This is a genomic window from Pantoea sp. BAV 3049, from assembly GCF_009765445.1.
In the GTDB taxonomy this organism is placed as follows: domain Bacteria; phylum Pseudomonadota; class Gammaproteobacteria; order Enterobacterales; family Enterobacteriaceae; genus Erwinia.
In genome coordinates, this window is sequence record NZ_WHOY01000031.1 from 2,686,791 (window position 1) to 2,706,613 (window position 19,823).

General features: G+C 56.8%; 20 protein-coding genes. 8 read left to right on the plus strand and 12 right to left on the minus strand.

Annotated features, from left to right (window positions below; genetic code table 11):
- Positions 1–15 precede the first annotated feature (15 nt).
- The 7 genes from GSQ70_RS13555 (at position 16) to GSQ70_RS13585 (ending at position 7,252) form a co-directional block, all read left to right on the plus strand.
- Positions 16–492, plus strand: coding sequence for an NUDIX domain-containing protein (locus GSQ70_RS13555; RefSeq protein ID WP_158783026.1), 477 nt, complete (start codon positions 16–18; stop codon positions 490–492).
- Positions 493–549: 57 nt separating this feature from the next.
- Positions 550–1,653, plus strand: coding sequence for a tRNA 2-thiouridine(34) synthase MnmA (gene mnmA / locus GSQ70_RS13560; RefSeq protein WP_158783027.1), 1,104 nt, complete (start codon positions 550–552; stop codon positions 1,651–1,653).
- 63 nt (positions 1,654–1,716) lie between these two features.
- Positions 1,717–2,361: a high frequency lysogenization protein HflD gene (hflD, locus tag GSQ70_RS13565; protein ID WP_158783028.1), complete on the plus strand. Its 645-nt coding sequence runs from the start codon at positions 1,717–1,719 to the stop codon at positions 2,359–2,361.
- 28 nt (positions 2,362–2,389) lie between these two features.
- Positions 2,390–3,760, plus strand: a complete 1,371-nt coding sequence (gene purB / locus GSQ70_RS13570) for an adenylosuccinate lyase (protein WP_158783029.1) — start codon at positions 2,390–2,392, stop codon at positions 3,758–3,760.
- A gap of 127 nt (positions 3,761–3,887) precedes the next feature.
- Positions 3,888–4,556: a two-component system response regulator PhoP gene (phoP, locus tag GSQ70_RS13575; RefSeq protein WP_158783030.1), complete on the plus strand. Its 669-nt coding sequence runs from the start codon at positions 3,888–3,890 to the stop codon at positions 4,554–4,556.
- Between the two features lie 4 nt (positions 4,557–4,560).
- Complete coding sequence (gene phoQ / locus GSQ70_RS13580; protein ID WP_158783031.1) at positions 4,561–6,021, plus strand: two-component system sensor histidine kinase PhoQ; 1,461 nt, start codon at positions 4,561–4,563, stop codon at positions 6,019–6,021.
- Between the two features lie 103 nt (positions 6,022–6,124).
- Complete coding sequence (locus GSQ70_RS13585) at positions 6,125–7,252, plus strand: cupin domain-containing protein (protein ID WP_158783032.1); 1,128 nt, start codon at positions 6,125–6,127, stop codon at positions 7,250–7,252.
- A 100-nt stretch (positions 7,253–7,352) separates the two neighbouring features.
- Here GSQ70_RS13585 and pepT read toward each other — a convergent pair whose 3' ends face one another.
- Both pepT and GSQ70_RS13595 read right to left on the minus strand, forming a co-directional pair.
- Positions 7,353–8,585 (minus strand): peptidase T, encoded by a 1,233-nt coding sequence (gene pepT, locus GSQ70_RS13590; RefSeq protein ID WP_158783033.1) that lies wholly within the window; start codon positions 8,583–8,585, stop codon positions 7,353–7,355.
- A gap of 111 nt (positions 8,586–8,696) precedes the next feature.
- The gene (locus GSQ70_RS13595; protein ID WP_158783034.1) at positions 8,697–9,263 is read right to left on the minus strand and encodes a helix-turn-helix domain-containing protein; all 567 of its coding nucleotides are present in this window, start codon (positions 9,261–9,263) and stop codon (positions 8,697–8,699) included.
- Between the two features lie 91 nt (positions 9,264–9,354).
- Here GSQ70_RS13595 and GSQ70_RS13600 point away from each other — a divergent pair, with 91 nt between their 5' ends.
- On the plus strand, positions 9,355–10,542 hold the full coding sequence (locus GSQ70_RS13600) for a benzoate/H(+) symporter BenE family transporter (RefSeq protein WP_158783035.1): 1,188 nt from the start codon (positions 9,355–9,357) through the stop codon (positions 10,540–10,542).
- A 94-nt stretch (positions 10,543–10,636) separates the two neighbouring features.
- Here the strand turns inward: GSQ70_RS13600 and GSQ70_RS13605 are convergent, their stop codons facing one another.
- The 10 genes from GSQ70_RS13605 to lolC form a co-directional block, all read right to left on the minus strand.
- Positions 10,637–11,266, minus strand: a complete 630-nt coding sequence (locus GSQ70_RS13605) for an NrsF family protein (protein WP_158783036.1) — start codon at positions 11,264–11,266, stop codon at positions 10,637–10,639.
- A complete protein-coding gene (locus GSQ70_RS13610; RefSeq protein ID WP_158783037.1) occupies positions 11,253–11,816 on the minus strand; it encodes a sigma-70 family RNA polymerase sigma factor in 564 nt (187 codons plus the stop codon). The genes GSQ70_RS13605 and GSQ70_RS13610 overlap by 14 nt, the downstream gene beginning before the upstream one ends.
- A gap of 27 nt (positions 11,817–11,843) precedes the next feature.
- A complete protein-coding gene (locus tag GSQ70_RS13615) occupies positions 11,844–13,076 on the minus strand; it encodes a protein-disulfide reductase DsbD (protein ID WP_158783038.1) in 1,233 nt (410 codons plus the stop codon).
- 35 nt (positions 13,077–13,111) lie between these two features.
- A complete protein-coding gene (locus tag GSQ70_RS13620; protein ID WP_158783039.1) occupies positions 13,112–13,684 on the minus strand; it encodes a peroxiredoxin in 573 nt (190 codons plus the stop codon).
- Positions 13,685–13,872: 188 nt separating this feature from the next.
- A complete protein-coding gene (locus GSQ70_RS13625) occupies positions 13,873–14,790 on the minus strand; it encodes a bestrophin family protein (RefSeq protein WP_158783040.1) in 918 nt (305 codons plus the stop codon).
- Between the two features lie 3 nt (positions 14,791–14,793).
- Complete coding sequence (gene cobB, locus GSQ70_RS13630) at positions 14,794–15,627, minus strand: Sir2 family NAD+-dependent deacetylase (RefSeq protein WP_199257329.1); 834 nt, start codon at positions 15,625–15,627, stop codon at positions 14,794–14,796.
- 10 nt (positions 15,628–15,637) lie between these two features.
- The gene (gene nagK / locus GSQ70_RS13635) at positions 15,638–16,549 is read right to left on the minus strand and encodes an N-acetylglucosamine kinase (RefSeq protein WP_158783042.1); all 912 of its coding nucleotides are present in this window, start codon (positions 16,547–16,549) and stop codon (positions 15,638–15,640) included.
- 11 nt (positions 16,550–16,560) lie between these two features.
- A complete protein-coding gene (lolE, locus tag GSQ70_RS13640) occupies positions 16,561–17,805 on the minus strand; it encodes a lipoprotein-releasing ABC transporter permease subunit LolE (protein WP_158783043.1) in 1,245 nt (414 codons plus the stop codon).
- The gene (gene lolD, locus GSQ70_RS13645; protein WP_158783044.1) at positions 17,805–18,509 is read right to left on the minus strand and encodes a lipoprotein-releasing ABC transporter ATP-binding protein LolD; all 705 of its coding nucleotides are present in this window, start codon (positions 18,507–18,509) and stop codon (positions 17,805–17,807) included. The genes lolE and lolD overlap by 1 nt, the downstream gene beginning before the upstream one ends.
- Positions 18,502–19,701 carry a lipoprotein-releasing ABC transporter permease subunit LolC gene (gene lolC / locus GSQ70_RS13650; protein ID WP_158783045.1) on the minus strand — a complete coding sequence of 400 codons (1,200 nt, stop codon included), beginning with the start codon at positions 19,699–19,701 and terminating at the stop codon, positions 18,502–18,504. The genes lolD and lolC overlap by 8 nt, the downstream gene beginning before the upstream one ends.
- Positions 19,702–19,823: the final 122 nt, after the last annotated feature.

Sequence of the window (19,823 nt, forward strand, 5' to 3'; positions counted from 1 at the left end):
AACAAGGAGTCAGGTATGTTTAAACCTCACGTCACTGTCGCAACTGTAGTTCAGGCTGAGGGGCAATTTCTGGTGGTGGAAGAGATGGTTCGCGGCCGGGCGACCTGGAACCAGCCGGCCGGGCATCTGGAAGCCAATGAAACCCTGCTGCAGGCTGCCGTTCGTGAGCTGTATGAAGAAACCGGCCTTGAGGGCGTTCCGCAATCGTTTTTGCGCCTGCATCAGTGGATTGCGCCGGATAGCACCCCTTTCCTGCGGTTTCTTTTCGCGCTGGATTTACCAAAAATGCTGCCAACCTATCCTCAGGATCGTGATATCGATCGCTGCTGGTGGTTACCTGCGGAAGAGATCCTGACGGCTAAAAAGCTGCGTTCTCCGTTAGTTGCTGAAAGTCTGCGGATTTATCAGCAGGGTCCGCGCTATCCGCTGGAAGTGTTAAGCGCATTTCAGTGGCCTTTTAGCGAGGATGCGCCCGCGACGGACGCATGGTAGAATACGCCGCAATTTTAAAGGGCAGCCTTTAACTGCCACTAAAGTCGGGTATTCCTCATGTCAGCAAGTCAGAAAAAAGTGATCGTCGGGATGTCCGGCGGTGTCGACTCCTCCGTTTCCGCCTGGTTACTGCAGCAGCAGGGCTACCAGGTGGAAGGCCTGTTTATGAAGAACTGGGAGGAAGATGACGGTGAGGAATACTGCACCGCAGCGGAAGATTTAGCCGATGCACAGGCAGTCTGCGATAAACTTGGCATCTACCTGCATACCGTAAACTTTGCGGCAGAATACTGGGATAACGTCTTTGAGCACTTCCTGGAAGAGTACAAGGCAGGCCGGACCCCGAATCCGGATATCCTCTGTAACAAAGAGATCAAATTCAAGGCATTCCTGGAGTTCGCGGCCGAAGATCTTGGCGCGGATTTCATCGCCACGGGCCACTATGTTCGCCGCCAGGATGTGAATGGCAAAAGCCGCCTGCTGCGCGGCCTGGACGACAACAAAGACCAGAGTTACTTCCTCTACACACTGGGTCATGAGCAGATCGCTCAGAGCCTGTTCCCGGTCGGCGAGCTGGCGAAACCCGAAGTGCGCCGCATCGCGGAAGAGCTTGAGCTGGTGACGGCGAAGAAAAAAGACTCCACCGGCATCTGTTTTATCGGCGAGCGAAAATTCCGTGACTTCCTGGGGCGCTACCTGCCTGCCCAGCCTGGCGCAATCGTCAGCGTGGATGGCGATGTGGTGGGCGAACATCAGGGGCTGATGTATCACACCCTTGGTCAGCGTAAAGGGCTGGGCATTGGCGGCACTAAAGAGGGCAGCGAAGAACCGTGGTATGTGGTCGATAAAGACGTGGCTAAAAACCTGCTGGTTGTTGCTCAGGGCCACGATCATCCTCGCCTGATGTCCACCGGACTGATTGCACAGCAGCTGCACTGGGTCGACCGTGAAATCCTGAAAGCGCCACTGCGCTGCACGGTGAAAACCCGCTATCGTCAGGCCGATATCCCATGCACCATTACGCCACTGGGTGAAGATCGTCTTGAAGTGCGCTTTGATGAGCCGGTGGCCGCAGTCACGCCGGGCCAGTCAGCCGTGTTCTACCTTGATGAAGTCTGCCTGGGTGGCGGCATCATTGAAGAACGTCAGCCACTGCTATAACCCTTTTACCGGCCAAGTCTGTCCGGGTTTAACACTGCACGACTTGCACATACTGGAGTTACCGTGGCGAAGAATTATTACGATATTACGCTGGCCCTGGCAGGGATCTGCCAGTCTGCGCATCTGGTGCAGCAACTGGCGCACCAGGGGCATTGCCCGCCAGAAGCGCTGAAAACCTCGCTGAGCAGCGTGGTGGATATGAACCCCTCCTCCACCCTGGCAGTGTTTGGTAATGATGAAGCCCATTTGCGTTTCGGGCTGGAGACGCTGCTGGCGGTACTGAACAGCAGCAGCCGTCATGGTGCAGGCGCAGAGCTGACCCGCTACACGCTCAGCATGATGGTGCTGGAACGTAAGCTCAGCGCCAACAAAAGTGCCCTGAACGAGCTGGCACAGCGCATCAGCCAGCTTGACCGTCAACTGGTACACTATGACTTAGATTCTGATACGCTGCTCAGCGCCATGGCGGCTATTTATGTGGATGTGATCAGCCCGCTGGGCCCGCGAATTCAGGTCACAGGCTCGCCTGCCGTGCTGCAGAATTCGCAGATCCAGAGTAAAGTTCGCGCCACCCTGCTGGCCGGTATTCGCGCTGCGGTGCTGTGGCACCAGGTTGGCGGCGGCCGGCTGCAACTGATGTTTTCACGCAATCGTCTCGCCGGTGAGGCGAAGCAATTGTTATCCCGTATCACCGAGTCTTCACTTTAATTTGTTAACCGATTCAGGAGTTGCACCGATGGAATTATCCTCTCTGACAGCCGTCTCCCCCGTTGATGGCCGTTATGGCGACAAAGTCAGCCCGCTGCGCGGCATTTTCAGCGAATATGGTCTGCTGAAATTCCGCGTTGAGGTGGAAGTTCGCTGGTTACAGAAACTGGCCGCCTGCGCAGAGATCAAGGAAGTTCCTGCATTTGATGCCGACGCAAACGCTTTCCTTAATGCGATTGTCGCCAATTTCAATGAGAAAGACGCTGCGCGCATTAAAACAATCGAGCGCACCACCAACCACGACGTGAAGGCAGTTGAATACTTCCTGAAAGAGAAAGTGGAGCCAAATGCCGCGCTGCACGCAGTCGCAGAATTCATTCACTTTGCCTGTACTTCTGAAGACATCAACAACCTGTCCCACGCGCTGATGCTGGAAGCGGCCCGTCGCGACGTGATAGTGCCTTACTGGAACAGAATCATCGCTGCGGTCAAAGACCTGGCGGTGCAGTATCGCGATATTCCGCTGCTGTCCCGTACTCACGGTCAGCCTGCCACCCCCTCAACGCTGGGTAAAGAGATGGCTAACGTGGCTTACCGCTTTGAGCGCCAGCTGCGCCAGTTGGAACGCATTGAAGTGCTGGGCAAAATCAATGGTGCAGTGGGTAACTACAACGCCCATATCGCCGCTTACCCGGAAGTGGACTGGCACCAGCTTAGCGAAAGCTTTGTGACCTCTCTGGGCATAACCTGGAACCCTTACACCACGCAAATCGAACCGCACGACTATATTGCCGAGCTGTTCGACTGCATGGCACGCTTCAACACCATCCTGATCGACTTCGATCGCGACGTGTGGGGCTACATTGCGCTGAACCACTTTAAGCAGAAAACCATCGCTGGAGAAATTGGCTCCTCCACCATGCCGCATAAAGTGAACCCGATTGACTTCGAAAACTCCGAGGGCAACCTCGGCCTGGCCAACGCGGTGATGCAGCATCTGGCAAGCAAACTGCCGGTTTCCCGCTGGCAGCGCGATCTCACCGACTCTACCGTACTGCGCAACCTGGGCGTTGGCGTCGGCTATGCGCTGATCGCCTATCAGGCTACCCTGAAAGGGATCGCCAAGCTGGAAGTGAACCGCGACCGCCTGCTGGATGAACTGGATCACAACTGGGAAGTGCTGGCTGAACCAATCCAGACCGTGATGCGTCGTTACGGCATTGAGAAGCCTTATGAGAAGCTGAAAGAGCTGACCCGCGGCAAGCGTGTTGACGCGGCTGGCATGAAGGCCTTTATCGATGGCCTTGACCTGCCGGAAGAAGAGAAAACCCGCCTGAAGTTAATGACCCCGGCCAACTACCTGGGCCGTGCAGTTCAGATGGTTGACGATCTGAAGTAAGCCTCCCCGACACAGGCCGGTGCAAGTCGGCCTGTGTTAACCTGCTGTTTATCTGCTTTAACCTATACTTTCTTCAGATTACTATAAGGCTGAGGCCACCTTTGAATCTGACAGAAAGGATAATGTTATGCGCGTATTGATTGTGGAAGATAACCCTCTGCTGCGCCATCATCTCGCCGTCCAGCTGCGGGAAATGGGCCATCAGGTTGATGCAGCCGAAGATGCCAAAGAAGCGGATTACTTTCTGAACGAACACTCGCCTGATATTACCCTGGTCGATTTGGGGCTGCCTGATGAAGATGGCATGACGCTGATCCGCCGCTGGCGCGGTCAGGAAGTGAAACAGCCGATTCTGGTGCTCACCGCCCGTGAAGGCTGGCAGGCCAAGGTAGAAGCGCTGGAAGCCGGTGCCGACGACTACGTGACCAAACCATTCCATATCGAAGAAGTGGTTGCCCGCATGCAGGCGCTGATGCGTCGCAACAGCGGTCTGGCCTCACAAATTATCACTCTGGCCCCTTTCCAGGTCGATCTCTCGCGCCGCGAGCTGACCATCGATCAAAAGGAAATCAAACTCACCGCCTTTGAATACACCATCATTGAAACGCTGATCCGCAATGCCGGCAAAGTGGTCAGTAAAGACTCGCTGATGCTGCAGCTGTACCCGGACGCAGAACTGCGCGAAAGCCACACTATCGATGTGCTGATGGGCCGCCTGCGTAAAAAAATGCAGGCCGGATACCCGAAAGATGTGATTACCACCGTCCGGGGTCAGGGCTACAGGTTCGATTTATAACCTGATGCCAACATTCAGTCCTAAAACCCCCTTTTCCCTGCGTGCGCGCTTTCTGCTGGCAACAGCGGCGGTGGTGCTGATCCTCTCGCTCTCTTACGGCATGGTGGCCGTGGTGGGTTATGTGGTCAGCTTCGATAAAAACACCTACCGGGTGATGCGTGCCGAGAGCAATCTGTTCTTTACTCTTGCTCAATGGCAGGACAACAAGCTGACTATCGCCCAGCCGGAGCGGTTTTCTCTAAACTTCCCGACGATCGTGTATATCTACAACGAGAAAGGCAAACTGTTGTGGCAGCTGCGTGACGTGCCTGAAATCCGTGACAAGATTAAACGTGAGTGGCTGAAACGCGCTGATTTTTATGAGATTAACACCGATAACGGTACCAGTCGTCAGGCGCTGGGCGATAATCAGGATGCGCAGAATAAGCTGACGGCTTATGACGACGATAATAACGATACCTTTACCCACTCGGTGGCGGTCAACCGCTACGAGGCGACACCTACCCTGCCCGCACTGACCATTGTGGTGGTTGATTCTATCCCGCAGGAGCTGCAGCATTCTGACGTGGTATGGTCATGGTTCAGCTACGTGCTGCTGGTTAATCTGCTGCTGGTGATCCCGCTACTGTGGCTGGCGGCGCACTGGAGCCTGCGGCCGATTGGCACCCTGGCGGGTCAGGTGCGTGAACTGGAGAATGGCACGCGGGATGCACTGGATCCCAAGCCGCCACAGGAGTTGAAAAGCCTGGTGCGCAACCTTAATCTGCTACTGGATAACGAGCGCCAGCGCTACACACGTTACCGCACCACGCTGAGCGATCTGACCCACAGCCTGAAAACACCGTTGGCAGTATTGCAAACCACTCTGCGATCCCTGCGTGGCGGGCGTAACCTCTCCATCGAGCAGGCCGAACCCATTATGCTCGAACAGATCAGCCGCATCTCTCAGCAGATCGGGTATTACCTGCACCGGGCCAGCATGCAGGCCGATCACAACGTGCTGAAGCGTGAACTGCACTCCGTCCCGGGACTGCTGGACAGCCTCTGTTCCGCACTGAATAAGGTTTATCAGCGCAAAGGCGTGGTGCTGACGCTGGATATTTCTCCGGAACTGACCTTTGTCGGCGAACAGAATGACTTTATGGAAGTGATGGGCAATGTGCTGGATAACGCCTGCAAATACTGCCTGGAATTTGTAGAGATCACCGCCCGCCAGACGGATAACGAGCTGCATCTGATTGTCGATGATGATGGCCCGGGCATTCCTGAAAGCAAACGGGATGTCATTTTTATTCGCGGTCAGCGGGCTGATACGCTGCGACCAGGGCAGGGGCTGGGGCTGGCAGTGGCAAGAGATATTCTGGAGCAGTACACCGGAGATATTATCGCCACCAACAGCGAGCTGGGCGGTGCGCGGATGGAAGTCATTTTCAAACGTCAGGAAATGCTGCACGACGGCGAATAAATGCGACCACTTTCAGACTTAGCAATCCGAAGCTAAATGCGTTACCCCGGGTTGCACTGCCGCTGTTATAATCGATGAAATTCAGCGTTTCAGGAACTTCATCATGGATTATCAGCTCGATCTTAACTGGCCCGATTTTATCCAGCGCTACTGGCAGAAACGTCCGGTGGTGCTCAAACGCGGTTTCAAAAACTTTGTTGACCCGATATCCCCGGATGAACTGGCCGGCCTGGCGATGGAAAACGAAGTCGACAGCCGCCTGGTCAGCCATCAGGATGGCAAGTGGCAGGTCAGCCATGGTCCTTTTGAAAGCTACGACCACCTTGGTGAGAACAACTGGTCACTGCTGGTTCAGGCGGTAGATCACTGGCACGAACCTTCTGCCGCGCTGATGCGCCCTTTCCGTTTTCTCCCTGACTGGCGTACTGACGATCTGATGATCTCCTTCTCGGTGCCGGGTGGTGGCGTTGGTCCGCACCTCGACCAGTACGATGTGTTTATTATCCAGGGCACAGGCCGCCGTCGCTGGCGCGTGGGTGAAAAAGTGGCGATGAAGCAGCACTGTCCGCATCCGGATTTGCTGCAGGTCGAACCTTTCGAGGCGATCATTGATGAAGAGATGGAGCCGGGTGATATCCTCTACATCCCGCCAGGATTCCCGCACGAAGGCTACTCGCTGGAAAGCGCTATCAACTACTCTGTGGGCTTCCGTGCGCCAAGCGGTCGCGAGCTGATTAGCGGATTTGCTGACTACGTTCTTTCCCGCGAGTTGGGCAGCTACCGCTTCAGCGATCCGGATGTCCCGTCCCGTGAAAATATGGCCGAGATCCTGCCACAGGAGCTGGAGGGTATCCGCAAAATGATGCTGGATGTGATCAACCAGCCGGAGCATTTCAACCAGTGGTTTGGTGAGTTTATCTCTCAGTCCCGCCATGAGCTGGACGTCGCGCCGCCAGAGCCGCCGTATCAGCCAGATGAGATCTACGATGCGCTGCAACAGGGTGACCGCCTGCTGCGACTCGGGGGCCTGCGGGTGCTGTCGATTGGTCATGCGGTGTTTGTGAACGGTGAGCAGATTGAGTCTCCACACCGTGAAGCGCTGACCATACTGGCGAATCAGCATTCACTGGGCGCGGAAGAGCTGGGTGCCGTACTGGACGACCCGTCATTCCTCGCGCAACTGGCCGCGCTGGTGAACAGTGGCTACTGGTATTTCAGCGAAGAAGAGTAGGTCAGGCCGCGTCAGGATTATCGGGCACAATCAGTAAATAAATTCGCCCCTACAGAAGAATGATAATGCCTGTAGGGAGCGAATTTATTCCGCCCGGTCGTTATTTCTTTGCCTTCTCAGCGGTCAGCGTCGCAATACGCATAATCACCGTCACCGCTTTCTCCATATTATCCAGCGACGCGAACTCATGTTTCCCATGGTAGTTATAACCGCCGGTGAACAGGTTCGGGCATGGCAAGCCCTTGAAGGAGAGCGCCGCGCCATCAGTGCCGCCACGGATTGGCTTCACGTCCGGCTCAATATCGCATTCATGCATCGCCTGGAGCGCCAGCTCGATAATGTGCGGATGAGTCTCAACTTTTTCGCGCATATTAAAATAGCTGTCGTCGATACTGACTTCGATCGCACAGCCTGGCTGCAGATCTTTGCTCAGCGTCGCCGCGATTTTCTTCATCACCTCTTTCCTCGCCGAAAAGCTTTGCTGGTCAAAATCCCGGATGATGTAATGCAGCTCGGCTTTATCCACGCCGCCTTTAATGCCGTGCAGATGGTAGAAACCTTCGTAACCTGAAGTGTGTTCGGGCACTTCTTTCTCTGGCATCGCGGCCTGATAACGCATCGCCAGATCCAGCGCGTTCACCATCACCCCTTTTGCCGTGCCGGGATGCACATTGTTGCCGGTGATTTTGACCGTCGCCGAGGCCGCGTTGAAATTCTCATATTCAAACTCGCCGATGCCGCCGCCATCAACGGTATAGCCCCATTCAGCGCCAAAGTCCGCAACGTCGAAACAGCTGGTACCTTTGCCGATCTCTTCATCCGGCGTAAAGGCAATGCGGATTTTACCGTGCGGCAGATTGCTGTTTTTCAGCTGCACCATCGCCGTCATGATTTCGGCCACGCCTGCTTTGTCGTCCGCACCCAGCAGCGTTTTGCCATCAGTGGTGATCAGCGTATGGCCAATCAGGCTGTGCAAGACCGGGAACATCACGGGTGAGAGAATTTCATCACCGATACCCAGCGCAATATCGCCGCCCCGGTAGTTCTCTACGATCTGTGGATTCACATTTTTGGCGGTGAAATCCGGCGAGGTATCCATATGGGAGATGAAACCAATCGTCGGCACCGGCCAGTCAACATTGGTGGGCAGCGTGGCCATGACAATGCCGTGTTCGCTAAGCGTGACCTCACTGAAGCCCAGCGTTTCCAGCTCTTCCTGCAGCACTTTTGCCAACCGCCATTGTCCTTCCGTGCTGGGCACCTGGCGGACATGGCTTTTTGATTGCGTATCAAATGAAACATAGTGCAAGAAGCGGTCGAGTAAATTATTCATCTTCCTTCCCTCTGAATGACAGGTTTTATTATCTGTAACTTTTTCTGAAAGAATATTGCGTCAGGTCAGTTCAGCTGCGGGTGACTGCCCCGGCTTCGTCCCTCATCGTGATCAATGTCCTTGTGGATAATGAATCAGGCTGTGGAACTTCACCGGCTGGCCGCCATCATTGCGGTAGCTGTGCGGACAGTCTGCCTGAAAACGTAAACCCTCACCCGCATTAAGGGTATGCCATTTCCCGTTAACCGCCAGTTGTAACTCCCCTTCCGTAACCACTACGTGCTCAATCACACCTTTGTCATGGGGAGACGAGTTGCTTAACCCGCCCGCAGCAAGCTCTATCGCCAGCATATCGAAGCGTAAACCGGGATCGAAAGGAAAAAGTGGCGTGACCTTCATAGCAGCATGGTTTTGCTGCCAGGCGGTGGCACTCCCGCTGCGGATCACCTCTGAGGCTTCCTGTGGCAGGTCAGCGGGGATAAAAAGTGAAAATGGCACGTTAAACCCGGTGGCAATTTTCCACAATGTCGCCACGGTCGGGCTGGACTCACCCCGTTCAACCTGTCCCAGCATGGCTTTACTGACGCCTGTCCGTGTGGCGGCTTCGGTCAGGCTCCATTCGCGCGCCTGCCGTAAAGACTTCAGGGTCAGACCCAGTTGGATCGGATGTTCGGCCATTGGACCTCCTTATCTTTCACCCAAAATGCGCTTGTGCGTTATAACGCACGGTGCTAGTTTGTGCGCTATAACGCTCAATACGGAAGATACTATGCGCCCGTCCTTCGCTCTGCAACATCTTACTTTCCCTGCCATAGTGGCGGGCTTTGTCGCCGTACTGGTGGGTTATACCAGTTCTGCCGCAATTATCTTCCAGGCAGCCGCGGCGGCGGGAGCAACAGCGCTGCAGATTGGCGGCTGGCTGAGCATGCTCGGCCTGGCGATGGGCATTACCTCAATGGGTCTGTCCCTCTACTATCGCGCACCGATACTGACCGCCTGGTCAACGCCGGGGGCGGCCCTGCTGGTCACCAGCCTGCCCGGTACACCAATGCCGGAGACCATCGGCGTGTTCATCTTCGCATCCGGGCTGATCTTCCTCTGTGGCGTGACCGGATTGTTTGCCCGCCTGATGAATTACATTCCACAGGCAATTTCAGCTGCGATGCTGGCCGGGATTTTACTGCGCTTCGGCATGGATGCTTTTAGTTCGTTTAAACTCGATTTCACCCTGACGGCGGTCATGTGCCTGACGTATCTGCTGATGAAACGTTACCTGCCCCGTTACGCTATCGTGCTGACGCTGCTGGCCGGGCTGGCGAGTGCCGCGCTGAAGGGCGAGATCCACTTCTCCCACCAGCCGCTGAGCTTTGCGCCGCCGGAATTTATTGCGCCGCACTTCACCCTCTCCACGCTGCTGGGGATTGGCGTGCCGTTCTTTGTAGTCACTATGGCATCGCAAAATGCGCCAGGCATTGCCACGCTGAAGGCTGCAGGCTATCAGGTGCCCATTTCGCCGCTGATGAGCTGGACCGGGCTGACCTCACTGCTGCTTGCGCCGTTCGGCGGGTTTTCGGTTTGTATTGCCGCGATCACTGCCGCCATCTGTATGGGTCCGGATGTCCATCCCGACCCGCGACGTCGTTACTGGGGCGCAGCCTGTGCCGGGTTCTTCTATCTGCTGGCGGGAGTCTTTGGGGGTGCCATCGGCCAACTGTTCAGTGCGTTGCCGCCTGCCCTGATCCATACCATTGCCGGACTGGCGCTGCTGGGCACCATTGCCGGAAGCCTGCAACGGGCATTAGTGGATGAGAAACAGCGGGAGGCGGCGGTGATTACCTTTCTGATTACGGCTTCAGGCCTGACGCTACTGGGCGTCGGCGCCGCATTCTGGGGATTGGCTGGCGGGGTGATTACGCATGTCATTCTTTCACTGCCCCGGCGCCCACAGGCGGAATAAAAAGAGCAAGAACAACGATCTCACTGACCGAAGCCCCGGGCAACGGGGAAATCGAAGCTTAGCGGATACCGGCCGCTACAGCTGGCCGGAAACGCTATCTTAACACCACCCACCTGCGGCCAAAGAGGATGGTAAGCAGCACGATAGTGGCTATCGCACCCAGGTGCTGAATAAAGTCCAGCCAGTGCAGATGAATGGGATGGCACAACGACAGTAACGACAGCGCCATGCAGGCAACACCAGCCCCTGCCACCGCCAGACTGCGAACCGGGAACAGCGCACGGGTCTGGCGCAGATAACCGATAACAATCGCCATCATCGGTATACTGACCACCATCATAAAGAGATAGCAATTGGTGCCTTCCATATGCCCCGCTGTCTCAGGCGCGTTGCGCAGATTGATCAGAATGCTGACCAGCCACACTCCCACCAGCGGCATAAACCATCGCCAGCCAAGTGGACGGCGTCCGGCAATACTCATCTGGAAGGCATTACGAATAGCCAACGTACCGGTCAGAAATGTCAGCAACAGCTGCAGTGCCGCCCACTGCATGCCCGGCTGCGACCAGTCGTTCAGCGTTCGGTGCACGATCAGACTGGCTGCCGCGCCACAGGGCAGCGCCATCGCTATCCACGCCAGCACGCGCCAGCCCGTTGGCCGCGTTCTCTTCACCGGTGAAGCACCGCGGCTGAGTTTATCAATTAATAAATCATGATCGGTCATGCTTAGCTCCAAAACGGCGAAGGTTGGTCAGCGCGCGGTGCAGAAGTGACTTTACGGCGGGGACCGTCAGGTTATTCTGCGTTGCGGCTTCCGCCAGGCTCATTTCCCTCAGGTGGACATGCTCGACGATTTGTCGCTGCCGGGTGGAAAGCTGGTCAAGATAAACGCCCAGTTCCTCCCGCGGATCCTGACGCTCCTGGGAGACAAAAACCGCTTCCGAATGGGCTACGGACTCTACTTCTGCCACTTCCCAGTGGCGCTGCCGTCCACGCCGCCGCAGCGTATCAATGGTTCTGGCATGCGCAATCGCCATCAGCCAGGGCAGGAATGGGCAGGCGGGATCGTAAGTGTGGCGAACCCGATGCACGGCCAGCAGAACATCCTGAATCACATCTTCCACCAGTACCGCATCGTCAATTTGCTTGCGCACCATTGAGCGAATAACCGGCACCAGCGCAGTCAGCAGACGAGTGTATGCCTGCTGGTTTCCAGCCTGCGCTTGCGCCATCAGAATTGGCCATTCCTCTCGTGGTGTGTCGGTTTTATCCATTGACCGCCTTTAAGCCCCGGCCTGTTTTCAGACCTTTTTGCCGCTTGCCTGCTCCAGTGCGTTGACCACAATTGACGGAGTCAGAACCTGCGGCAATACCTTCGGTGCACTGCCATCTGCCGGATAGACAATATACAGCGGCAAACCGCCCTGCCCGAACTCACTCATTACGTCATCAATGTCCGGATTGAATTTTGTCGAGTCCGCGACCATGTAGACCGTGCCGGTGCGCAGCAGTGCCTGTTTCACCGTATTGGTCGACAACGTGGTGCGCTGATTAACCTGACAGGTAATGCACCATGATGCGGTGAAGTCTACCAGTATAGCCTTACCGTGCCCGCGCTCCGCAGCAACTGTTTGCGGCGACCATTTAACTTGCGTAACGGTGGGAGCCGCCTGCCCGTCGGGCAGAGGTGAGCCGGGTTGCATAATGGCAGAAATCGGCGCAATCACCGCGACAAACAGTACCAATGTGACGGCAAACATCACCTTATGAGGCTTGCCGGAGAAGCGGCGTTTTTGTGCCATACCGTACATCCAGGCGGTAAAGCTCAGCAGCACCGAGCAGGCCAGGATTGTCGCCAGTGCTGCGGTTCCCGCCTGTTGGGCCAGCACCCAGACCAGCCATGCCCAGGCGCCCAACATCGGAAAAGCCAGCCCGCGCTTGAGAATATCCATCCATGCACCAGGACGAGGCAGGTGTTTTGCCAGCTGAGGGAACAGTGACACCACCGTAAACGGCGCGGCAAAGCCCACAGCCAGCGAGAAAAATATCGCCAGAGAAACGGCGGGCGGCTGAACCAGCGCATAACCGACAGCACTGGCCATAAACGGTGCCGAACAGGGCGTGGCAACCACGATCGCCAGTGCCCCGGTCAGCGCCGAACGAACCAGCGAGCTGCTACCCATTTCGATTTCACCCACACGCTGCAGTGAAAGCCCGACTTCAAACACGCCGAGCAGGTTGATAGCAGCCGCCAGAATGATCAACGCCAGAATAGCAATCACCAGCGGAGACTGCAGCTGGAAGCCCCAGCCGACAGCGTTCCCTGTTGCCCGCGCAGCCAGCAGAATACCGGCCAGCGCCAGCATGGTGACAACGACACCGGCCAGGAAAGCCAGCCCCTCCGCGCGTGCGCCGGAGGGGCTTCCCTGATGGCGCAGCAGGCCCAGCGCCTTCAGCGAGATCACCGGGAACACGCAGGGCATAAAGTTGAGGATAATGCCGCCTAAAAAGGCGGACAAAATTGCAGTTAACATAACGGGCCTCTGTCGGCTGAAGATTTACCGGGCAATCAGGATCGGGATGCGTGTGACGCAGAATATTGTTTCACTGCATCCATCGCTTTCTGAATGTGCGTGTCTGGATTGCGGTCGGTGTAGCTCAGCAGGATTTTGCCGTCCGGAGCGATGACATAGGAGGTGCGGTCAGAAAGCGTTTTGCCCTGCATCTGCATCGTGGTCTGATATTCAGCGGCGATTTTGGCACCCGGATCGGCAGCCACTGCGAATTTATCGCGGCACTCCAGTTTGGAGAAGTCAGCCACCTGATCGGTATTACCGGCAGTCACGCCAATCACCGTTGCGCCCAGTTTTTTGAAGCCATCAGAGGCCTCAGCAAAATCGTGGGCCTCAATAGTACAACCCTTGCTGAACGCCGCAGGGAAGAAATAAAGCACGACCGGCCCTTTCTGCAGCGCCTGCTGAAGGGAGAAAGTCAGCGGTTTACCCGCCAGTGCACCCTGCAATTTGAAGTCAGGGGCCTGGGAACCGACCGGCAACGCCGCTTCGGCATTAATGGCTGGCAGGGCGAGGCTCATGAAGGCAGCGGCGGTCACAGAACATAAAATTTTTTTAGTACGGTTCATGAAAAGCTCCATCAGGGTTAAGAGAACTGCTGTCTTCAACAGTTCGCTGCGGAGCAGTAAAAAGTTTCGCCGGAGGAGAAAATATTTTTCCAGTTTGAGCGAAAAAATGATAACCGAATGATTTCAGGAAAATTTCCCCAGACGACGGCGTTACGTTTCCCCATCGCTGATAGTGGCAGAACAGCGCCCTAGGTCAGGTTAAACCGGCTGTCCGGCTTCAGCGGCTCGGGCAGTGGGAAGTCGCCATTCATCGCCTTCAGGTTGCGTTCAATCACCACGCAAATCGCATCCAGCGGCAGATCGTTAGCATCAGTGCCAAACGGATCTTCCAGCTCTTCAGCCAGCGACTCCAGAGACAGGAAGGTATAAGAGATAAACACCGACACCAGCGGCGTCATGTAGTGTAGATCGGAGACCAGTGCAAACGGCAGCAGCGTACAGAACAAATAGACGGTGCGGTGCAGGATCAGGCTGTAGGCAAACGGGATCGGCGTGGTGGCGATACGTTCACAGGCACCAAGCACCTGTGACAAATGATTCAGATTTTCATCAACGCTCTGCCACAAAATATCTGACAAAGTGCCCTTTTGCCGCTGCTCGCCCAGCCACAACCCCATACAGAGCAAAATCTGGTTGCCCGGTAGCGGATTGTTCAGCACCCGATCGTGCCAGCGCTCCGCCAGCAGCCGTTGCAGGTCGCTGCTGGCCTCGGTCTGTCGCAGCTGATGCTTAAGACTCCAGGCGAACGCTGCCATCAGTGCGGCGAACTCCCGTGCGGCTGCATCATCCAGCAGCAGGATGCTTTTAATCTGCCGCAGCAGAGAACGCTGGGTGATCAGCAGCGAGCCCCAAATTGTGCGCGCTTCGGTAAAACGGGCATAGCTGGCGTTATTACGAAAACCGAGGAAAATGGCGATTGCCACCCCGAGCAGGCTGAAGGGTGCAGTGGTGAGATGGATACCCAGTGATTCGTACCACTGATAGCTGATCACCGCGATAATCGACATCAGCAGATTCAGCGACAGGCGAAACAGGATTTTTGACAGCACGGAACCGTGCCAGTCAAACAGGCGACGGAACCAGTGCTGATAGGGTCGAACTATCATCGATTACTTGCCGATTTTCTGCAGCAGGCTATGCACAAACTTCGGCACCACTTCGCTGGCAAGACCGTAATCCTTCTCTTCAAATTCGCTGCCAACCTGGCTTGGCTCCAGGTTCAGCTCAATGGTATGCGCGCCCTGCAGCTTCGCTTCATGCACGAAGCCCGCAGCCGGGTAAACATGACCAGAAGTCCCGATAGCAACAAAGTAATCCGCCTCAGCCAGCGCGGCATAAATCTCATCCATTTGCAGCGGCATCTCGCCAAACCACACTATATGCGGGCGCAGCACCGACGGGAACTGGCAGCAGTGGCAGCGATCGGACGCTTTCACATCCTCCTGCCAGTGCAATACCTGACCACTGGTGGCGCAGCGTACCTTCAGCAGTTCACCGTGCATATGGATGACGTTACTGTTTCCGGCACGCTCATGCAGGTTATCGATGTTCTGGGTCACCAGCAGGAAGTGATCTCCCAGCGCCGCTTCCAGTTCCGCCAGCGCCATATGTGCAGCGTTGGGCTGGATGTCAGGCTGCTGAAGCTGCCGACGACGGGCATTGTAGAACTCCTGAACCCTGGCCGGATCGCGGGTGAAGCCTTCCGGCGTGGCAACATCTTCCACCTTGTGCTCTTCCCACAGGCCATCTGCCGCGCGGAAGGTACGGATCCCCGACTCAGCGGAGATCCCAGCCCCGGTCAGCACCACCACCCGGGGCAGTGGATTGCGGGCAATTTCTATATTGCGGTCGCGTTCAAAAATGCGCTGACGAAAGCGCTGATGCACCTGACGTCGGGTTTTCTTGTAACGTGCCAGTCTCAGTCGGCGACGGGGGGTACGCATCATAACTCCTCTACTCCTTAACGTGCAGGAACGCGGCACCGCGCATTCCGCCTGCGTCTCCGTGACGCGCCCGGGCAAAGCGTGGCGGCCTGGCCACCGGCAGCAGATGCCTGCTGACCCGTGCTTCCAGCCCCTCAAAGAGCGCATCGAAATTGGATAATCCGCCGCCCAGCACCACCAGGTGCGGGTCGACCATCGTCAACAGATTGCCAAGGCAGACGGCCAGCAAATCTTTATAGCGTTCAGTGTGCGCAATGGCCTGTGCATCTCCCTGATAATAACGGGTGATAATCTCCGGCGCATTGAGAGCAGACTGATTATAGCGCTGCCACAGGCGGGAAAATCCCGGACCTGCGAGCCATGACTCAATACAGCCACGCTTGCCGCAGCCGCAAACGGGCAGCTCCACGTCCCAGCCCAACACATCCAGGGCATCAACCGGTAGCCGCATATGACCGAACTCGCCAACCACATAATTGCGGCCGGTTACCGGTTTACCGTCAACAATCAGGCCACCGCCCACCCCGGTGCCAAGGATCAGCCCCAGCACCACGGGGTAAGCCTGAAACTCATCGTCCCAGGCTTCGGAGAGCGCAAAGCAGTTAGCATCGTTATCGATACGCACTTCACGCCCCAGTCGCTGGCTGAGATCGGCCTGAAACCGCTGACCACGAGCGGCAGGAAGGTTGGCGGTGAACAGGGTTCCGTCATCCGGCACTGGCAGACCAGGTACGCCAACGCCCACGCTGCCATGCTCGCCGCAGAAAGCATCTGCCTCATGGGTCAATGTGACCAGCACGTCCAGCAGGGCCGCATAGTCATCTTTCGGCGTGGCAACGCGCTTGCTCCAGACCTGCTGGCGCTGTGGGTTATACACCCCAAGGGCGATTTTGCTACCGCCCACGTCAAAACCGTAATACATCCGGACCTCTGCTACTGGCCGCTGAGCACGCGGGCCGGATCGATACGGCTCGCTCTTCTGGCCGGATACCAGCTGGCTATCAGACTCAGCACCAGAGAGGTCGCCAGCACGATAGTCACGTCCAGCCAGTGCACTTCAGTCGGCAGAAAATCGATAAAGTAGATATCGCCGGACAGGAAATGGTAGCCGGTTAAGGTTTCAATTCCGCGAATAATCGGCGTGAGATTAAACGCCGCCAGCACGCCGACCACCACGCCGCTGACGCTGCCCACCAGCCCGGCCATCAGGCCATACCAGACAAAGATAGCCCGGATCAGCCCATCCTTCGCCCCCAGGGTACGCAACACCGCGATATCACCGCTTTTATCTTTTACCGCCATCACCAGCGTGGAGACGATATTGAAGCAGGCCACGCCAATCACCAGCACCATTGCCAGATACATAATGGCGCGGATCATCTGGATGTCGCGGTACATATAGCCATAAGTCCCAATCCAGCTGCGGATGTAGACGTAAGAGTGAGTGACCTCACCGGCATCACGCACCAGCTTCTGCGCGGCAAACGGGTCGCTCATTTTCAGTGCAATGCCCGTGACGTTGTCACCCATTGCCAGATAGTGCTGCGCATCGGCCAGGGGAACCAGCGCCAGGCTGTGATCCAGCATGCCGCTGAGCGCCAGAATGCCGCTGACCTGCAAGCGCACGCGCTTCGGCTGCAGCAACTTATGCTGCGGGTCGCTGTTTGGGATCATGATGGTCAGCCAGTCGCCCTGTTTGACGTTCAGGCTTTTCGCCACGCCCTGGCCGAGGATAATCTGCTGTTTACCGGCGCTGAAGCTCTGCCAGGCGTTGTTCTGTACATAGGCAGGCAAGGCGCTGAGTCTGCTTTCCTGCTGCGGGTCCACCCCTTTCACCTGAATGGCCTGCAGCTTGACGCCGCTTTCAATCAGGCCGGTGAAGTTGATGTACGGCGCAGCTGCGGCAATGCCTTTGACCTGCTCAACTTTCGGTAACAGCGCCTGCCAGCCGGTGAAAGGCTGATTCACCGGCTCAATTTCACCATGCGGAACCACCGCCAGAATACGGTTGTTCAACTCGCGTTCGAAGCCGTTCATTGCACTCAGGCCGACAATCAGCACCGCCACGCCGAGCGCGATACCCACGGTGGAGATCGCTGAAATCAGCGAAACCATGCCGCCACGGCGGCGCCCGCGACTGAAGCGCAGGCCCAGAAGAAGAGAAAGAGATCCCGCCATTACACCAGCCCTGCCAGGGTTACGTCCCCGCTCAACTGGCCGTCACGCATCTCCATCTGGCGGTTAAGGCGCTTTGCCAGGTGCAGGTCATGGGTGACCACCAGAAAAGCAGTACCCTGCCGCACGTTCAGCTCGCCCAGCAGGTCAAAGATGGCATCCGCGTTGCGGGCATCGAGGTTACCGGTCGGCTCATCCGCCAGTACCAGACGCGGACTGTTAACCAGTGCACGGGCGATGGCCACACGCTGACGTTCCCCGCCCGAAAGCTCAGAAGGACGGTGCGCGGCGCGCTTTTCCAGACCCACTGCGGCCAGCATTTCAATGGCTTTGGCTTCCGCCTCGCCCTTTGCGGCTTTGCCGATCAGCAGCGGCATCGCTACGTTTTCCAGCGCGCTGAAGTCCGGCAGCAGGTGGTGAAACTGATAGATAAAGCCCAGCTCACGGTTACGCAGCTCCGCTTTCGCGGCTGAAGACATCCCGTTCAGCGATTTACCGTTGAATACCACGTCGCCGGAAGTGGGCGTATCCAGCCCGCCGAGCAGGTGCATCAGGGTGCTTTTGCCGGAGCCGGAGCTGCCAACAATCGCCATCATTTCGCCGGGCGTTACGCTAAAAGAGACGTTGCGCAGCACATCAGTCTGCACGCTGCCTTCCTGGTAGCGTTTACACAGGTTGTCGCACTGCAACAGGATCGGGTTACTCATAACGTAAAGCCTCTGCGGGTTGAACGGCGGCGGCGCGCCAGGAAGGATAAAGCGTGGAAAGCAGCGCCACGACCATCGCGGTGATGACGATGGTCAACACCTGCGTTACAGAAATTTCGACTGGCAGCGCCGCCCCGTCAAGGAAAGCGCCAATCAGCGGCATCAGGTTGTTCAGCTGGCTGGCGAGCAGCACGCCAAGCAGCGCGCCCAGCACCGAACCGACAATCCCGGCCGTCGCGCCCTGCACCATAAATACCATCACAATCTGGCGGCGCGTCAGGCCCTGAGTCTGCAGGATCGCCACTTCGCCCTGCTTCTCCATGATCAGCAGGCCGAGCGAGGTGATGATATTGAAAGCGGCCACGGCAACAATCAGGCTGAGCAGCAGCCCCATCATATTTTTCTCCATCCTCACCGCCTGGAACAGCTCGCCCTTACGCTCACGCCAGTCTTTCCACACCAGCCCTTCTGGCAGCTTTTGCTGACTGAGCGAATCAACCTGCAGCGGCTTGTCCAGCCACAGACGCCAGCCGGTAATGAAGCCCTGCGGATAGCGCATCAGGCGTGAGGCATCCTGCTGATTGACCAGAATCTGGTAGCCATCCACTTCGCTGTTGGCCGCAAAGGTCCCTGCCACGGTGAACAGGCGCTGGCTGGGCAGGCGGCCCATCGGGGTGAACTGGCTGGCAGAAGGCACCATCAGGCGCAGCTCGTCGCCCCGCTTCAGGCCCAGCTGCTCTGCCAGCTGCTCGCCAACGATCACGTTGTACTGGCCGGATTGCAGCACGTTCTGCTGAACGTTATTCAGATACGGCGTCAGCGGATCCGGTTCGTCCGGGTTGATCCCCAGCATCACGCCCACGCCCACGCTGCGGGCGCTTTGCAGCACCACATCGCCGGTGGTCAGTGGAGTAATACGGGAAGTCCCCTGCAACTGCAGCGAGTCGGCCGGGATCTGCTGAGGGTTAATGGATCCTTTCTGGCTGGTGATCAGCGCCTGAGGCATCAGGTTGAGGGTGCTTTTTTCCAGCTCATGCTCAAAACCGTTCATCACCGACAGCACGGTGACCAGCGCCAGCACCCCGAGGGTGATACCAATGGCGGAGAGCCAGGAAACAAACCGTCCGAAGCGGTCTGATGCTCGTCCACGCATATAGCGCAGACCGATGAATAACGCGACAGGTTGATACATGTAATCCGTCTTCTGGCGGTGAATATGGCAAAAAGTGATCGAAGATGATAAAGGACAGGCCCGCGTTATGGAACCTCTAAGCTGCTGAGTCTGCTGTATTGTTTTGTCAGCAAAGACGTCAT

Bases quoted from the DNA above. Each gene is read 5' to 3' on its own strand.
- GSQ70_RS13555 (WP_158783026.1), top strand. From the start codon at position 16: ATGTTTAAACCTCACGTCACTGTCGCAACTGTAGTTCAGGCTGAGGGG.
- mnmA (WP_158783027.1), top strand. From the start codon at position 550: ATGTCAGCAAGTCAGAAAAAAGTGATCGTCGGGATGTCCGGCGGTGTC.
- purB (WP_158783029.1), top strand. From the start codon at position 2,390: ATGGAATTATCCTCTCTGACAGCCGTCTCCCCCGTTGATGGCCGTTAT.
- phoP (WP_158783030.1), top strand. From the start codon at position 3,888: ATGCGCGTATTGATTGTGGAAGATAACCCTCTGCTGCGCCATCATCTC.
- phoQ (WP_158783031.1), top strand. From the start codon at position 4,561: ATGCCAACATTCAGTCCTAAAACCCCCTTTTCCCTGCGTGCGCGCTTT.
- GSQ70_RS13585 (WP_158783032.1), top strand. From the start codon at position 6,125: ATGGATTATCAGCTCGATCTTAACTGGCCCGATTTTATCCAGCGCTAC.
- pepT (WP_158783033.1), bottom strand. From the start codon at position 8,585: ATGAATAATTTACTCGACCGCTTCTTGCACTATGTTTCATTTGATACG.
- GSQ70_RS13595 (WP_158783034.1), bottom strand. From the start codon at position 9,263: ATGGCCGAACATCCGATCCAACTGGGTCTGACCCTGAAGTCTTTACGG.
- GSQ70_RS13600 (WP_158783035.1), top strand. From the start codon at position 9,355: ATGCGCCCGTCCTTCGCTCTGCAACATCTTACTTTCCCTGCCATAGTG.
- GSQ70_RS13605 (WP_158783036.1), bottom strand. From the start codon at position 11,266: ATGACCGATCATGATTTATTAATTGATAAACTCAGCCGCGGTGCTTCA.
- GSQ70_RS13610 (WP_158783037.1), bottom strand. From the start codon at position 11,816: ATGGATAAAACCGACACACCACGAGAGGAATGGCCAATTCTGATGGCG.
- GSQ70_RS13615 (WP_158783038.1), bottom strand. From the start codon at position 13,076: ATGTTAACTGCAATTTTGTCCGCCTTTTTAGGCGGCATTATCCTCAAC.
- GSQ70_RS13620 (WP_158783039.1), bottom strand. From the start codon at position 13,684: ATGAACCGTACTAAAAAAATTTTATGTTCTGTGACCGCCGCTGCCTTC.
- GSQ70_RS13625 (WP_158783040.1), bottom strand. From the start codon at position 14,790: ATGATAGTTCGACCCTATCAGCACTGGTTCCGTCGCCTGTTTGACTGG.
- cobB (WP_199257329.1), bottom strand. From the start codon at position 15,627: ATGCGTACCCCCCGTCGCCGACTGAGACTGGCACGTTACAAGAAAACC.
- nagK (WP_158783042.1), bottom strand. From the start codon at position 16,549: ATGTATTACGGTTTTGACGTGGGCGGTAGCAAAATCGCCCTTGGGGTG.
- lolE (WP_158783043.1), bottom strand. From the start codon at position 17,805: ATGGCGGGATCTCTTTCTCTTCTTCTGGGCCTGCGCTTCAGTCGCGGG.
- lolD (WP_158783044.1), bottom strand. From the start codon at position 18,509: ATGAGTAACCCGATCCTGTTGCAGTGCGACAACCTGTGTAAACGCTAC.
- lolC (WP_158783045.1), bottom strand. From the start codon at position 19,701: ATGTATCAACCTGTCGCGTTATTCATCGGTCTGCGCTATATGCGTGGA.